Origin of the sequence: Corallincola holothuriorum, from assembly GCF_003336225.1 — a bacterium.
Lineage (GTDB): Bacteria > Pseudomonadota > Gammaproteobacteria > Enterobacterales > Neiellaceae > Corallincola > Corallincola holothuriorum.
In genome coordinates this window covers 312,357-328,369 of sequence record NZ_QPID01000003.1, presented here as the reverse complement: position 1 = coordinate 328,369, position 16,013 = coordinate 312,357, and the positions used below count along the sequence as shown (strand labels likewise).

Genomic DNA, 16,013 nt, shown 5'->3' with positions numbered 1-16,013 from the left:
CAATAAAGATTGATCGTTTTTTAACCTCCTGTTAAGTTGTCTTAGCAGGAGGTTTTTATGTCTGATGCAGATAAGCCACTTAATAAAAAAGACCAAAAGCGCTTAAAAGAAAAGCGCGGAGAAGGGATCGGCAAAGATTATGTACCCTTTGTTCAAGTAGGCGAATTTAGCAGCTCAGGCGAAAGCATTCGAGTAAAAAGCGCTACTATAGGGCGTACTCATCATTTCCTGTCCGGAATAGAACTTGCTGCATTTTTGGTTTTTGACTGGTGCAAGGATGTCATCGACATTCGAGAGCAATTCCCTATCCCCCTCGCTGACTCACTCAATATTTGCCGTCAATTAGGTATAAAACATCCTCAAATTAGAGGTGAGCTAAAAATCGTAACGACAGATCTACTAATTGATTTTGTTGATGGTAAAAAATTAGCCATACCAGTTAAACCAGCTGCAGATCTTGACCGCAAACGAATTATCGAAAAAATTCAAATAGAGAAAGCATTTTGGGAATCTGCACAGGTTCCATGCCTTATTTTTACCGACCAAGATATCTCCAACGATCTCAAGATGAATTTGAATTGGATAAGACCACTTATCGATATCGATACCGAAGATCATTGCTCACTCACCAAGCAAGATGTAATGGACCTCGCTGTTAGGCTAGCCAAGCAACCCAAAGATTTTGTTGCCAGATACTGTGCTAAATTGGATGATCGCTACCAGTTAGAAGCAGGCACACATATTGAAACTCTTCGCTTTGGTATCGCCAATCAATATTTAAAAGCCTCTCTAGAAGTCCCATTCACAGATTGGAAATGTGGAGATATCGAGCTGTTAGCAAACTACAGTGCAGGCTTCGGGGCGGGCAATGCTTCTTAATCAAGTCTATCAATATACTGATTCCGATGAGCGTGTGCGTATCGTATACGAAACGATAGAATTTGTTTGGTTGATTAATATAGATGATGATTCTGCTTGGCCCATCAGTAAGCCTATCCCCGAGTTACGAGAACTGACCATTAACAAAACAATAAAAAGCATTAATGAGCCTTTTACTTTCTCTCTCGTTGAAATCAATAGCCCTCAAAGTACAAAGAGAGATCAGGCATATTCGCTGCTCAAAATTTTATTGGAAGAACACAGTAAGTTATTTAATAAATCGTCACGTAATCAACTAATTAGAAGCGCAGTTGAGCAAACGGGTAAACCAAGGATCTATTTTGTTCGTCAATTGCGCCGATATTGGCAACGAGGGATGACACCAAACGCCTTACTACCGGATTACTATCGGTGCGGTGGTAAAGGTAAGTCGAGACGAAAAATAGACAAGAAACTTGGACGTAAGCGAACAACGAGCGAAGGTGTCGGGGCAATTATTACTGATGATGTTGCCGAGCTTTTCCGTTTAGCCATTGATGGGTTCTTTTTACAAAATGACAAATTTTCTATCAAAGATGCAAAAGACAAAGCTATTGGTCTATATAAATCACGCTATCCAAGCGCTGATAAAACATCGATACCGACTCTTCGTCAGTTTCGCTACTTCTACGAATCGAACTATCGGCAACATGATGTCGTTAAGCTGCGGACGCCATCTAAAATATATGATAAAGACATTAGAGCATTAACGAGTACCTCGGCATACATGAATATTGGGCCGGGCGGTCGTTATGAGATAGATGCAACGATAGCTGATCTATACTTAGTTTCTGAAAAAGACCCAAATAAAATCATCGGGAGACCAGTAGTTTACATAGTTAAAGATGTGTTTAGTCGAATGGTTACAGGGCTTTACGTTGGATTAGAAAACCCTTCTTGGGTAGCTGCGATGATGGCGATGTCAAACGCCTTTTTAGATAAGACAGAGTACTGCCGAAGCTATGGCATAGATATAGATAACAGTATGTGGCCATCCGTTGGGCTTCCGGCATCCATCATGGCAGATAAAGGCGAGCTTCTACATAGGCAAGCTGACGTACTCGTCAATGCGTTTAATGTCCAATTGAGTAACTCGCGTTCCTACCGAGGGGATGACAAAGGTGGTGTGGAGCGATATTTCAATACACTTCAGACAAAATTTAAGCCCTACATCAGCGGTATCGTTGAACCGGTTAATGGTAAAAAACGTTTGGGGCGACGATACGAGTTAGATGCAGAATTAACCTTAGCAGCGTTCACTGAGACCGTGATACACATCATCATCAACTACAACACTCGGCATGTAGTGAAAGATTATGATTTTGCGAAAGATATGCCCGATGAATTGCCAGCAGTCCCCCTCCAACTTTGGAACTGGGGAATCAAAAACCGAACTGGTAAGTTAAGGGCATGCAGCAAAGACTTAGTCGAAGTGAACTTGTTACCGACTGAAAACGGGACAGTGTCAGAAGTGGGTATTGGTTTTAAAGGCCTAAAGTACACATGCAGTGAAGCGATGGCGGAGGGGTGGTTTGACCGATTTAAACACGCCAGACAAAAGAACGTAGAGATAGCCTTTGACCCACGACGAACCAATGTGATCTACCTGAGACCTGATAACAGTTACCAATCCTATTGGATATGTGAGCTTTCAGATCGTAGCCGTCGATACAAGGGAATGAGTTTTGTTGATGCAGCGGGTATTCTCAAGTCCTCTAAAGTCGCAGAGGCGTCAGCGAATCAAGATAAAGATTTTGAGGCGCCTAACTTGCAAGAAAAAATGGAGAGTATCGCTAAACGAGAGCGTGACAAAAAGGGAAGTGCGCCAAAGTTGACGGGCTCACAAAGGCTGGCCGGAATTAAGGGTAATCGAGATGCAGAGCGGGAGCTTGAGCGAGACAATACCGCAGTCAATCTTAAGCATAAGTCAAAGCAAAGCGCTGCCGATGTCATTGATATTCACACAGGTCATAATTCAGAAAATATCGAATACCCATCCCTTGATGACTTTCTAGAGGAAGACGATGATTAACATTCATCAGGCAGAATATGCTGAACCTGAAATTGAAGACTATCGAGGTCAGCCACTGATTAACGCGCTACCTTTGCTCAATTCCCCGCAAGATACTGCCAAAGCGTTAAATCGATATCCTAAAGTGCGAGAATCTGAAAAGAACTTGCCGGGCTACATTCGCCGTCATGCGATGATGAGAATACTAGATGAGTTTTTATATCCGACTAAGGCGCACCTCCAACTTGAACAAATGATTTCTGGGATGATTCGCCGAGGATACTTAGGGCGAAACATCGCATCAAACGAGTATCAACGTAATCTTTCAGATGTCGATAATGTGGATTTCTCTGTCGCTTCTAGAAATGCAGGGAGTGCCGCACTTGCCAGTTCAATTATTGGCTGTTCAGGTACCGGTAAGACGACAGCTGTTCAGGCAGTCTTAGATACTTATTGTCACCAAGCAATATATCATCCCGATTACCAACACTCTCAGCTTGTGTGGTTGAAAATCGATAGCCCTCATGATGGCTCAGCTAAGAGTCTATGTATTCATTTTTTTCGAGCAGTGGATGACGTCATAGGTTCTGACTATGAAGCACTTTATGTAAAAGCAAAGTCATCTGCCGAGTCAATGCTGGGTGACATCGCAAGAGTATGTGCGCTTCATTCTATCGGGATCTTAGTCATTGATGAGCTCCAACACCTCAACGCTGCTCGTTCAGGAGGGGCGTCTAAACTGCTCAATTTCTTTGTCACACTTACCAACGTCATTAAAGTCCCTGTGCTGTTCATCGGAACACCCAAAGCAGTCGATCTCTTTTCTCCCACGCTGAGATCTGCTCGTCGTGCGGCCCAGTTTGGGAGCTTAAACTGGAATAGATTCGATCACTTGTCTAACAACGCCAACGAAAGCGAGTGGGATTGTTTTATCAAACGAATGTGGAAGCTACAGTGGTTTAAAGCGACGACCCCACTTACCCAATCGATGAAAGATTTATTCTGGGAGTTAACACAAGGCATCGCACATGTTGCTGTTTCACTATTCTATTTATGCCAAGCAAGAGCAGTTGTTGCAGGCAAAGAGTTGATCACTATTAAGTTAGTAAAGGATGTCTTTAATGAGGAGCTTTCCATTATTCACCCAATGATTAAAGCGCTGCAAAGTGGTCGGCAAGAAGAGATAGTAAAGTACGCAGATTTGGATTTGCCAGCGGATGCAATCCGCATACTCGGCCAGCCGGATGATACGATATTAAGCGAACCAGTGAATACTGATGAATCATCGCATGATAAACGAACTGAACTCACGGAAATGCTCATTCGAATGGGATTAGGAAAAGATGTGGCTCCGTTGGCCGCACAGCAAGCATTGATTGAGAAACCAGAAGAAGATCTCTTTGGTCTGGTCGCACATATCAAATCTCTAGAAGACGAGCCAGAGCAGCCCTCAAAAACGTCAACCCCAACCGCAAAAAAGCTAACACCTACTTATGTTGACAATGACCTTCGGTTACTACGAAGTGACGAACCCATGTCTACTTATCGTACTCTGAAAAATGAAGGCAATATCTTAGATATTACGCCATACCTGTGAGCTGTCGTTCCGCAAACTATCTTTAAATGAGTTGAATTAGCTTTGGTGTGGCTTTTATGTTGGCTCACTTCCCGATAGCGCAAAAAGATGAGTTGCTCACGAGCATCCTTGCTCGGTTCGTTCAGCACATGGGGATCAAAGATGACAAGATTGCACTAGATATGCTGTTCAATAATAGAATGGTAGTGCCCTCTCCCCTTCTACAGGGCCACATTGAGCAGCTACTTAAGCAAGTTGGCCACATCTGGGATATTACGCCTAGAGAGATCATTGAGCGCCATTCTCATTTACCTTTGTTTAGCGCTTTTATACCTACCTGCCGATACAACGTACTACTCTCGGATTTAGCCTGTCGGGATGTTAATCCGAGTATGTCACGAGCAGGAATCAACGCGTCGATAGTTAACTGGCCTGCTCATTACAAGATTTGTCCTCTGTGTTGGCGAGAACAACTGGAATCTCTGGGATTTACTTATTGGCAACGATTGTTCCAATCACCCGGTGTCGATGCTTGCCCCACACATCGGTGCACGTTAATTGATACCCATCTAGCACTGCAGTCTCTCCATCGTCATCATTTCACCGGAACTCACGACTACCAATACTTAGGTCACTATCCTGAGGCAGCCAAACCAAACGACTTGAAACTAGCCACTATGGTAGAGCAACTATTGAACTCAACGCTTGCTCCTGTGTCGGTTGAACAATGGACTCGTTATTACCAGAAGCTGGCGAGAGATACGCGGGTAATGAGCGGAAAAAGAGTTGATCATAGCGCCATTGCCAACCGAGTACGCAAGCTGTGGCCCGACGAATGGTTACGGCAGCAAGGATTAGCAATTTCCGGAGAAAGTTCTTGGCTGCTGGCAATGTTTAGGAAACACAGAAGAGTTTACAGCTATTTGCAACACCTTATTGTTTGGTTGTCTCTTCGTGGTACTACTGTTGAACTGCATAAAGAGCTCAAACTGGCGCGTCATTTTTCAAGCTTTGAAGGACATGCAAGAAGAATGATAACCACACCAAACATCACCAAACGTGATGAATCAAGAGCGAAGTGGCGCGAACTGCTGCAATCATCAATGTTAGATTCACTCAAAAGCATTCGAACAACAGTCCTAGGTGCAAGGCTGTACTCTTGGCTTTATCGTTATGACAGAGAATGGCTCAATACCCATAAACCTGAGCCTGCTAACAATCATCAAGATAAACGTGTGAACTGGCATACAAGAGACCTTCAACTAGTTAAGAAATTAATTGAAACCAAGAACAGCGCAGAAGAAAGAATAGAAGATCCTCGTCACTCAAAGTCATGGTTTGCATTACGTATTCAACAAAAGAGTTTAATGGAGAAAAAACTGCATAAACTGCCACTTTGCGGTATGTTTTTTGATCGGTATTGCGAATCTATAGAAGAGTACCAAGTTAGAAGGTTAAGCCGTGTTATGGTTAAACTTATCGAACATAAGGATATTTTAAGGCCTGTGTGTGAAATTGAACGACTTGCAGGACTTAATCGTAAACGCAGCAGGAAACCTGCACGGAAAATTCTCAGATTGGACATCCCAGCCTGGCAGAGAGTTAAGTCACTTTCCTAAAAACGTGCCACTCATTCAAATTGGCAGTATAAAAACCAAGCAAGTATTCAACAACAAAGTTAGGCCATATATTAATGTTCAGTTTTTGGGCTTTCCGGAAAAACAAATTCCCGCAGAACTAATCCCCATGCTGGTTCTTAACTCTCACTATGACAACAAAGTGCGCACAACTCCGCATCAACGGGACAATATCGAGATAAAAGTCAGTGGTGATTATCAAAAAATCCCTTCAGATAAAAGAATTTCAATTGTCTTACAAGCGGGAAATATAAAAGCTGCAATCCCCTGTTTAGAGCTAGCTCGAACCCTGTTCTTACACAATGTTCACCTTACCCGCACGGCTCTGCGACCAAATGGCTTGAGAGGGATGGCTAACGTCGATCGTTCAGGCAAAGAAACCATTATCAAATTTCACAAAATGTCCGACTATCCGTTAACAAACCTATCCTCTCACAGCGCATGCCAACACCTTAGGTGGTTATTGCTCAATCCCGATGCTAAAAAAAGCTTTAACAGTATCTACCAGTGTTTGCGGCAAGGTGAACAGCGGAACTGGTTGTTTAACTTTACTCCTCCACCATTAAAAGATTGGCGCTTTAGTTTCGCCGGCCAATACGATTCAGCAGATCCAACATTGTTTCATGTCGAAGAGATTAAGAGGGTCTACACGCCATATTTTAGCTACGATAAAAAAGTATCCATCTTTCATCCTAATAAAAAAGAACTTATTCCGATTGAGCCGACGAATGGAAGGCGCCCAGAAGTTAATCGTTCAGATCCAGACCCGCTGCTAGATTTTAAAGCCACTCCAGCACTCAACAGAAAGCACGACGTTGTGAGTGAAGATGGGTTCAGATTTGTATGTGGCACCAATAACGACGTCAAAGTGTTACCAGGCGCCGATCAAACAAGAGTAATTCCCAACATAAATATGGATAAAACGCCTACACCTGATACCTCTGGTGTAGGCCACGGTACGGCTGCAGGTAGTGCCCAAGAACTCGATTGGGCAATCAACCGTGCTGATGATGAGGACAATCCTCTTGAAGAACCCGAAGAAGCAGCCCCTACGGACAACTTTCAAATATTTGAAAGAGTGATTAAGCGACTAATGGCGTTGGACGATTACACGCATATATCAACGCAATGTTTGTCGATGCCTATACCGAATAACGGCTCGCAGATATACAAGAACAAAGCTACTCATCTGCCTAGAACTTACCATTGTGCTTATTTTTCTTATCAGGATTTGCCATTGGTGATCATAGAAGTAGATATCAGTGATCTTAACGACAAACACAAACTAGGCTCTCGGCTATTCGGGTTTTCAGAAAGCGGTAAAAAAGGGCTGATGCAGGTGATGAAAGCCTGCGCAGAGAAAGGGGTTCATTGGGACGCAGTAGTCAACAAATCACACTGTTCGATCGTAGTTGAAATTAAACACCCATTTAGGACAAAGAAAGTGGATGGTAAAACAGTGTGCAGGACCAATAGCGAATATGAAGATGCGTGGGTAGAAGCCTTGCGTCGGGCAGTAGAAAATGCAAGCCCACGATAACTACGAAAACTATGTGCGATTTTCTCTACTGATCACTGGAAAGTAGCCCAAAGAAGCTTAAGACAGTCCTGTTCAGGAGTGTACCTCCATGCCTAAAAACAAGGTTCAGTTTCAAAACGATGCCATTTACCGAGTGCATACGGCTGCTCGTAAGAGAGGAATAATACCAGTCACTGTGGGGGCGCAATAAAGTCTCATACCGAGTAATAAAGATTCATACTCGGTGCACTTTGATTCGGCAAGCATGAGGGTTGCAGGCAGACAACTCACTGGCAATTTTGAGCGATTTACGGTCAGTCGGCTAACAAACCATCTTGGTAGGCTTTCCTTTAAGCGGACAGCCGTTCATGACTAAAGTGCCGCTTAAAATAATGGGGTAAGCGGACTAAATGGTTGATCTTATCTTTGCATGAGAGTGAGGCAAACCGACATTTCATCGGATTGTCTGTTTGGTGCTCCAACCTACTTCTGATGCATGCTTCCCTCGCTAACTCCAGCTTATCTTGTCTGTGGGCGTACTCGTAGAGGTGGTGATACGCTTTGCATTCGGTAGTGTCCCTGAATCGTTGGCAATGATGGCTATCGCATTCGTCGCATTGATTGACAATACCAGTTGTCTGCTGCTCATATCCAAACACCGGGAGGGCGGAGCGCACATAAAGGCAAGCTGGATATTTTCGTTCAACGACGTGGTGATCAACCTGGGGGGCATTGTATTTAACGGTGCAAGGGGCATCTCGGCGTTGAAGGGTTAAATAATGCTCATTATTGGCAAAAGGCTCTCGCAGCATATCCTACGGTTTGCTGGCAGCGTCTGATCAGTCTGTAAAGTGGTTGGTGCAGCAATCAATGGCCTATGGTGAGTCTGTTTCGGTGACCCCATTTTTTAACTGGGTGCACCTATGGAACACGAGTGCCGCATTTAGTATTTTTACGAATTCTGCAGGCTGGCAGCGCTATTTTTATCGGGATCGCGGTGGTGGTCTCGATTTTTCTGATCAAGCTGATCCGTGAAAACCGTCATAATAGAGAGACCTGCCGTTTCATCTAGAAGCGGCAGGCAATTTATTCGCTTAAGTCATTGTGTTCGCCTTCACACTGCGAACGCTTCCACAAGACCATTCTGAACAAGTTTTATCAGGTAAGAATCTGTACGCAGATATAGACGAACTTCAGAAAAATCTGGACGAATGGATGACGTATTACAACAATGAACGAACTCATAAGAGCAAGATGTTCTGCGGCATAATGCCGCTGGATACTTTGCTTGATGGTAAATCGATTTGGACTGAGAAGAATTTAGCTTAAATCTAACCTGACAGGCACCAATTCAAAATCGGGTAACTGTCAGATTAGGTCTGAGCTTATGCACTTTAAAAAATGAATAAGCTTTCAGCGCTTTCGCCCTGTACCCGGAGGGGTCTTATGGCAGCTCCAGGGTTGATGAGCCGCATTGTCTTTCACGTTCTGATCGACAAACCGGTAATAACTTTCCTTAAAGTGCGTCCACCAGTCATGACTGACCTCGATATTATGGTTTTTTAGCACTTCTTCAATACCATCAATACAGAGACGTGACGCATCGTAGGCCAAGTTAAGAACTAGGGATTTTTCATCAAAAGTCACACCATCAAGTCCGTAGAGCTGATCAATTTCTTCAAGCGCAGCGTTAATCTTCGCTATATCAATTAGCTCAAGCTTTAAATGGCGAACCACCAAATTGACCTCGGCCACACCGGGTCTATGTTCGTTTTGACTCATAACTTATCCTTACCTCAACACAGTTGAGGACACCTCATTAATCCGATTACAGCCAATCCACATCATTGAGTGGCATGAAGAGCAATACAAATCGATTATTTGTCGTGCTGATGTTGATTACCTTTCTTCTCTTCGGCACAGTGAGCCATCATCTGCATACCTTTTTTCATTGAGGCCATATGTTGCTGTATGAGTTCTTGATATTTTTTGGGATCATTTTCACGCTTGATATTTTCCATCAGAGTCAGCATTTCCTGCATATGTTCATGCATCGTCATCATCCCTTCGTGGCTCATCATGCCATTCGGCATGTCTCTCTCTTTCACCTCGCCGCCGTGTTGATGCCCTTCTTCAGCCAATACCGGGAAGGCCAGCAGTGTTGAAATCACAATAACTGATATTAGAGTTTTCATAGTCTTTTCTTCATAGTGTTTCGACTTCGTCAATTTTAAATTTGGGAATCCACGCAGGTGTAATCTCCATATAGCGGCGATAATCATCACCGAATTCATCCAACGCAATCCTTTCTTCTCGCTTTGCCAAACGGAAATAGACAACGACCAATATGGGAAACATAACTAGGGTGGGGATCGTCGGCCACTGAAGTAAGAAAGCGAACATTATCAGAATAAAGGCCACGTATTGAGGGTGTCGACATGCAGCATAAAGCCCGCTGGTTGCCAGCTCGCCACGCTGTTGGGCCTGATGTAATACATGCCACGCTGAAGATAGGACAATAAAGCCGACAACAATCAACAGCATACTGAGGATGTGAAGAAGATCCCAATGTGGGTCTCCTTCCAGCCCGAGAAAAGTGTGTAAGAGGTGGCCATTCTCATGGCTTAGAAAGTCTATGCCGGGGTAGGTTTCCGCTAGCCAGCTGGAAAGAAAGTAGATGGTAAGGGGGAACCCATACATCTCGGTAAAAAGCGCAACGATAAAGGCGGAAAATGCGCCTAGGCTGCGCCAATCGGTAGTAGTCTTAGGCTTAATAAAACTAAAAGCGAAGAAGATGAATAGGGCGGAATTTAGTATTACCAAGACCCAAAGCCCGTACGAAGAATCGCCATGCATAACTATTTCCCCTTTCGTTCTGATCGTTGTTCTGCTTGCCTCTGTCCGTCCTCCATACCACGACGATAGGCCTCTTCCTCTGCTTGCCCAGAACTGTCCATCTTTTTGTTTTGGGGGCTGTCATTGTTGCTGTTTGAACCATGGTGGCCATGCCCTCTGTGCATAAACAGGTGCATCAAGGGGCAGAGCAGCAGGATCAGGTAGGGAAGAAAAGCAATGGCATGCGCTCTGTGCTCTGTAACAATAAAATAGCTGACGGCGATCGTCACGAAGATGGTGATGATGCCGGTTCTAGATCTCCAAAAAGATTTATTCATGGATACCTCCTCCCAGTAGAGGCGGCGCATATTTGCGCCGCCCCTGTTACGGACGTTACTTGTAATTGTTGAACACGGATGTGGAGCCGTCTTTATGCACGGTGATCACATCGTATGCGGCTTTATGGTGCCCCTCCATGCCAGGCGATCCCATTGGCATACCGGCGACGGCGATCCCTCGGATATCCGGCTTCTCTTCAAGCAGGCGCTTCACGTCTTCAGCTGGCACGTGCCCCTCGATGAAGTAGCCAGCAATAGAGGCTGTATGGCAGGAGCCTGCCGCAGGCACAACTCCTAATTTCTCCTTGATGGGTGCCAGGTTGGCCTTGTTATGAATGGTCATCTCAAAGCCATGCTGTTGCATATGATCCACCCACTTCTCGCAACAACCACAATAGGGGGATTTGTACACTTCAATGGCATCAGCGGCGACCGCGAGGGCCGGCATGGTGAGCAGACCCATAAGAAAGACCTTACTGGACAATTTAGAAAACAGAGTGTTCATCAGACACGCTCCTTATTTAAGGGTTTAAGAGATCGTTGGCACCACAGAAAGTAAACCGCAGGCACCAGTAGCAGAGTGAGTAGAACCGAGCTGACCATGCCACCTACCATCGGCGAGGCTATGCGTTGCATCACTTCTGATCCGGTCCCTGTGCCGTACATGATTGGCAACAGACCGACAATAATGGTGGCTGCAGTCATCACTTTGGGGCGCAGACGCAGCGCAGCCCCTTCGATCATTGCCTGGCGTAAGCCCTGCTTGTCTGGCCTGACCCCCTCTTTATCGCAGGCCTCCAACCAGTCCTGGTAGGCATGCTGGAGGTAAAGTAGCATCAATACACTGGTTTCGACGGCAACCCCCGCCAAGGCAATAAAGCCGACGCCCACAGCCACCGAAAAGTTGAACCCTTGCAAGTAGATAAGCCAGATCCCGCCGAGCATTGCCAACGGCAACGTCCCGAGGATGATAAATACATCACTGAAGCGCCTGTGGTTGAGGTACAGCAGTACCACTATGATCATCAAGGTGAGTGGGATCACGTAGATTAGTTTTTCCTTGGCGCGCTGCATGTATTCATATTGTCCAGACCAGGTGATCGAGTAGCCTGCAGGAACCACCAGTTGCTCCGCAACGATCATCTGTGCTTGTTCAACATAGCTGCCAACGTCGACATCTTCGATATCCACATAGGTCCAGCCATTGAGGCGTGCGTTTTCACTCTTGATCCCCGGCGGGCCTTCTTCAATATAGATATCGGCAACATCCCCCAGGGCGATGCGCTGACCGGTCGGCGTAACCACTGGCAGCTGCGCCAGGCTTTCCGGTGAGTTACGGTATGCTTGCGGATAACGCAGGTTCACCGGGTAACGCTCCAGACCTTCCACTGTCTGAGTTATATCCATGCCGCCGATCGCAGTGGCGATCACCTGCTGCACGTCTGCGATATTCAGGCCGTAGCGGGCGGCTTTGGCACGATTAATATCGACTTTGGTGTAACGCCCACCGACAACGCGTTCGGAATACGCCGACGCGGTACCGGGCACGTCTTTCAGGATCTGTTCAAGCCGTTGTCCTATCTGCTGGATCTGCTCCAGTTCAGGCCCGGCTATTTTTATCCCTACCGGGGTCTTGATCCCAGTCGCAAGCATATCGATCCGGGTGATAATCGGCATAACCCATGCGTTAGTTAGTCCGGGGAACTTCACCAAGGCATCGAGTTCTGCTTTCAGTTCATCCGTGGTGAGCCCCTCGCGCCACTCACTGCGGGGTTTTAGTTGGATAAAGGTTTCGATCATGGTCAGCGGTGCCGGATCGGTAGCGGTTTCGGCGCGTCCTACCTTGCCGAACACGTTTCTTACTTCAGGTACTGTACGGATCAGTTTGTCGGTCTGCTGAAGTAGTTCTCTCGCTTTACCAATGGAAATCCCGGCGTACGTGGTAGGCATGTACATGAGATCACCTTCATCCAGTGGCGGGATGAATTCGGTACCAATCTTGTTCACCGGCCAAAAGCCGACGAGGGTAATCAGAATGGACGCTATGATGGTTGTTTTCGGGTAACTAAGCACCGCTTTTAACAACGGCATATAACCTGCCATCAATATCCGGTTAACCGGGTTCTTGTTTTCGGCGATGATCCGCCCACGGATAAAGTACCCCATGAGCACAGGCACCAGGGTGATCGCCAGCGCTGCAGAGGCCGCCATGGCATAGGTTTTGGTAAACGCCAGAGGGGAGAACATCCTTCCTTCCTGTGCTTCCAGAGTGAAAACAGGTAGGAAGCTGACGGTGATGATCAGCAGACTGAAGAACAGCGACGGACCCACTTCGGTAGCGGCTTTCGAGACGACCTCCCAGCGGTTCTCCTTGGTAAGTGGCGTCTTCTCCATGTGTTTATGCATGTTTTCTATCATCACTATGGCGCCATCTACCATGGCACCGATAGCGATGGCGATCCCCCCAAGAGACATGATATTGGCGTTAAGCCCTTGCAGGTGCATTACAATAAAGGCGGCCAGAATCCCCACCGGGATCGTGATGATGCCAACCAGTGAGGAGCGAACATGAACCAGAAAAATAAGACAGACGGCGGCCACAACTAGAAACTCCTCCAGTAGCTTGTGCCACAGGTTGTCTACTGCACGCTTGATCAGGTCGGAGCGGTCGTAAACAGGCACGATTTCGACGCCTTCCGGCAAGCCGGCCTTCAACTCTTCCAAGCGAGCTTTAACACCGTCAATCACCTGCTGGGCGTTCTCCCCAAAGCGCATGACTATTACGCCACCAACCGTTTCACCTTCACCATTCAGTTCGACAACGCCACGACGCATCTGAGGCCCTAACTGAATATCGGCGACGTCCTTGAGCAACAGAGGCGTTCCCTGATCATTCACACCTAAAGGTATATGAGATAGATCGCCGATGCTTTTGATGTAACCGGTTGCGCGGACCATGTATTCGGCTTCGGCCATCTCCATCACCGAAGCACCCACCTCCTGGTTACCACGCTGTATCGCCATCTGGATCGCGCTTAGCGGGATCCCAAAGGCGCGCAGCTTTTCAGGATCGACCTGTACCTGATACTGCTTCACCATACCCCCTGCAGTGGCCACTTCAGAGACACCGGGCACTGTTTGCAGTTCATACTTCAGGAACCAGTCTTGCAGACTGCGTAGCTGCGCCAGATCATGCTGACCAGTGCGATCAACCAAGGCGTAGATATAAACCCAACCTACGCCGGTTGCGTCCGGACCTAGCTGGGGCCGAGCAGTTTCCGGTAATGTCGGCGCCACCTGGCTTAAATACTCCAGAACTCGGCTGCGTGCCCAGTAAAGATCGGTGTCGTCATCGAAAATCACGTAAACATAGGAATCGCCAAAAAAGGAAAAACCCCGCACAGTCTCTGCTCCGGGTACCGACAGCATGGCTGTGGTCAGCGGATAAGTGACCTGCTCTTCGACAACCTGAGGAGCTTGTCCTGGATAACTTGTTTTGATGATTACCTGGACATCGGAGAGATCTGGGATCGCATCAATCGGCGTTTGCTTGACAGCATACAGACCACCACCGATCAAGATCAGCGTCATGAACAGCACCATAAAGCGGTTGTAGATAGACCATCGGATTACTGCTGCGATCATGATTTGTCTCCCCGGCCTTTGTGCTCGCTATGACCCATACCCTTGTGTTGACTATGATCCATCTGCTCCGATGCATTGCCCATCACATGGATACCGACGATGCGGTAGCCACTCTCAATCTTGGAGATCTCAAAGTGAAGTGAGGTGCCAGGTTGTAATTGCTCAAGCTCAATAGAGTCGGCAACGTGAAAGTCCATCACCATAGCCGGCCACTCCCAGGCTTCTACTGGCTTATGATCTATAGTGACGGTTCGAACAGAGGGATTCATCGCGGTAACTAGCCCCTCAGCCCAAACGTTTTCAGATGCAGACTGCTCATAAATGGTCATGCGCATAAAGTCGGAGCTGATATTGGATTCAGAATCCAGCAAAAACTGCGCGGAGGTAACAATGCTGTCATTGGCTTCCACGCCTTTTACTATCTCCACGTCCAAATCGCTCAACCGACCTAGCTTTACTTCGACCGATTTGAACTTACCTTCGCCCAGCGCCAGCACAACGCGATCCTGTTGTCCGGTACGGATCACAGCTTCTCGGGGCACGATAAGGGTTACCTGATCGTTCTGGGTGTGGATGGCAACTCTGGCAAACATGTTGGGTTTCAGTTCCTCACTTGGATTGGCGAAACGCAGCCGAACCTTAGCGGTACGGTTGGTCGGATCCAAGGTTGGGTAGATGTAGTCGACGACTCCGGTCCATTCTTTGCTGGGAAGGTAGTCCAAACTCATGCTGACGGTATCGCCGACTGACACCAGTGTTGCCTGACGCTCAAAAACTTCAGCGGTAACCCATACTTCTTCTAGGGAGCCAATTGATAAAATGGTTTTGCCGGGTTTAACGAAGTGCCCCTCGGATACGTTCAGTTCAGCGATCACCCCAGACTGCGGTGCATAAGCGGTTACGGTGCGCGATACTTTTCGGGTCTTTACCAGTTTATCTATCTGGTTTTCAGAGACATCCAAGGCACGGAGGCGCTCTTTTGCAGAATTGATCAACGTACGTTTGTTCCTATCCAGCGCGAGCAACAGCTCTTCCTGGGCATTGACCAGTTGTGGTGAATAGATGGAGTAAATTGGCTGGCCTTTCTCGATTCGCTCGCCTTCAACTTTGATGTACAGGCGTTCCAGCCAACCTTCAACGCGTGGGTGCACGTGGGCCAGATTGTCTTTATCAAATCCGATGTAGCCCACTGTGTCGATCTGTTGGTGTAACGGTTGCTGTTCAACCTTCGCCGTGCGTACCCCCAGATTGTTCTCCACTTCCGGTGAGATTTTAATAGTTCCAGGGCTGTCGTCGGCACCACTGCCCTCCTCATAGACAGGTACCAGATCCATACCCATCGGAGACTTACCTGGCTTGTCGCGCCGGTAATTAGGATCCATAGGGGCAACCCAATAAATCGGTTGTTTTTCTACCGAGCCATTATCACCGTCCGAAGTCAGCAGAGGGCTGGACAAGTAGTGGTATCCGCCAGCGCCAATAGCCGTACCAACAGTGACCGCAACAATAAGTGCAAGTGAATTTTTCATTTAAT

At 46.8% G+C, this 16,013-nt stretch carries 12 protein-coding genes and 3 pseudogenes; 8 read left to right on the top strand and 7 right to left on the bottom strand.

The window, feature by feature from the left end:
• The first annotated feature begins 57 nt into the window (after positions 1 to 57).
• The 8 genes and pseudogenes from DU002_RS06960 to DU002_RS19430 form a co-directional block, all read left to right on the top strand.
• Positions 58 to 879 carry a TnsA endonuclease N-terminal domain-containing protein gene (locus tag DU002_RS06960; RefSeq protein ID WP_114337646.1) on the top strand — a complete coding sequence of 274 codons (822 nt, stop codon included), beginning with the start codon at positions 58 to 60 and terminating at the stop codon, positions 877 to 879.
• A complete protein-coding gene (locus tag DU002_RS06955) occupies positions 869 to 2,950 on the top strand; it encodes a Mu transposase C-terminal domain-containing protein (protein ID WP_114337645.1) in 2,082 nt (693 codons plus the stop codon). Before DU002_RS06960 ends, DU002_RS06955 begins: the two co-directional genes overlap by 11 nt.
• Positions 2,943 to 4,526, top strand: coding sequence for an ATP-binding protein (locus tag DU002_RS06950; protein WP_114337644.1), 1,584 nt, complete (start codon positions 2,943 to 2,945; stop codon positions 4,524 to 4,526). The genes DU002_RS06955 and DU002_RS06950 overlap by 8 nt, the downstream gene beginning before the upstream one ends.
• Positions 4,527 to 4,582: 56 nt before the next feature.
• Positions 4,583 to 6,124 carry a TnsD family Tn7-like transposition protein gene (locus DU002_RS06945; protein ID WP_114337643.1) on the top strand — a complete coding sequence of 514 codons (1,542 nt, stop codon included), beginning with the start codon at positions 4,583 to 4,585 and terminating at the stop codon, positions 6,122 to 6,124.
• Entirely contained in the window at positions 6,015 to 7,682 is a 1,668-nt protein-coding gene (locus DU002_RS06940; RefSeq protein WP_199405186.1) for a hypothetical protein, read from the top strand. Before DU002_RS06945 ends, DU002_RS06940 begins: the two co-directional genes overlap by 110 nt.
• 491 nt (positions 7,683 to 8,173) lie before the next feature.
• Positions 8,174 to 8,437: pseudogene (locus tag DU002_RS06935) on the top strand (cation transporter); the annotation flags it as partial.
• 3 nt (positions 8,438 to 8,440) lie between these two features.
• Positions 8,441 to 8,727: pseudogene (locus DU002_RS06930) on the top strand (signal peptidase II); the annotation flags it as partial.
• A gap of 54 nt (positions 8,728 to 8,781) precedes the next feature.
• Positions 8,782 to 8,990: pseudogene (locus tag DU002_RS19430) on the top strand (integrase core domain-containing protein); the annotation flags it as partial.
• A gap of 84 nt (positions 8,991 to 9,074) precedes the next feature.
• On the opposite strand, the gene DU002_RS06920 reads toward DU002_RS19430, so the two are convergent.
• The 7 genes from DU002_RS06920 to DU002_RS06890 form a co-directional block, all read right to left on the bottom strand.
• Positions 9,075 to 9,443 carry a cation transporter gene (locus DU002_RS06920; RefSeq protein WP_114337642.1) on the bottom strand — a complete coding sequence of 123 codons (369 nt, stop codon included), beginning with the start codon at positions 9,441 to 9,443 and terminating at the stop codon, positions 9,075 to 9,077.
• 95 nt (positions 9,444 to 9,538) lie between these two features.
• The gene (locus DU002_RS06915) at positions 9,539 to 9,856 is read right to left on the bottom strand and encodes a hypothetical protein (protein WP_114337641.1); all 318 of its coding nucleotides are present in this window, start codon (positions 9,854 to 9,856) and stop codon (positions 9,539 to 9,541) included.
• A gap of 10 nt (positions 9,857 to 9,866) precedes the next feature.
• Positions 9,867 to 10,517, bottom strand: a complete 651-nt coding sequence (locus tag DU002_RS06910; protein ID WP_114337640.1) for a methyltransferase family protein — start codon at positions 10,515 to 10,517, stop codon at positions 9,867 to 9,869.
• Positions 10,518 to 10,519: 2 nt separating this feature from the next.
• Entirely contained in the window at positions 10,520 to 10,834 is a 315-nt protein-coding gene (locus tag DU002_RS06905; protein WP_114337639.1) for a DUF2933 domain-containing protein, read from the bottom strand.
• A gap of 55 nt (positions 10,835 to 10,889) precedes the next feature.
• Entirely contained in the window at positions 10,890 to 11,339 is a 450-nt protein-coding gene (locus DU002_RS06900) for a DUF411 domain-containing protein (protein WP_114337638.1), read from the bottom strand.
• Positions 11,339 to 14,479, bottom strand: a complete 3,141-nt coding sequence (locus DU002_RS06895; protein ID WP_114337637.1) for an efflux RND transporter permease subunit — start codon at positions 14,477 to 14,479, stop codon at positions 11,339 to 11,341. Before DU002_RS06895 ends, DU002_RS06900 begins: the two co-directional genes overlap by 1 nt.
• Complete coding sequence (locus DU002_RS06890) at positions 14,476 to 16,008, bottom strand: efflux RND transporter periplasmic adaptor subunit (RefSeq protein WP_114337636.1); 1,533 nt, start codon at positions 16,006 to 16,008, stop codon at positions 14,476 to 14,478. Before DU002_RS06890 ends, DU002_RS06895 begins: the two co-directional genes overlap by 4 nt.
• Positions 16,009 to 16,013: the final 5 nt, after the last annotated feature.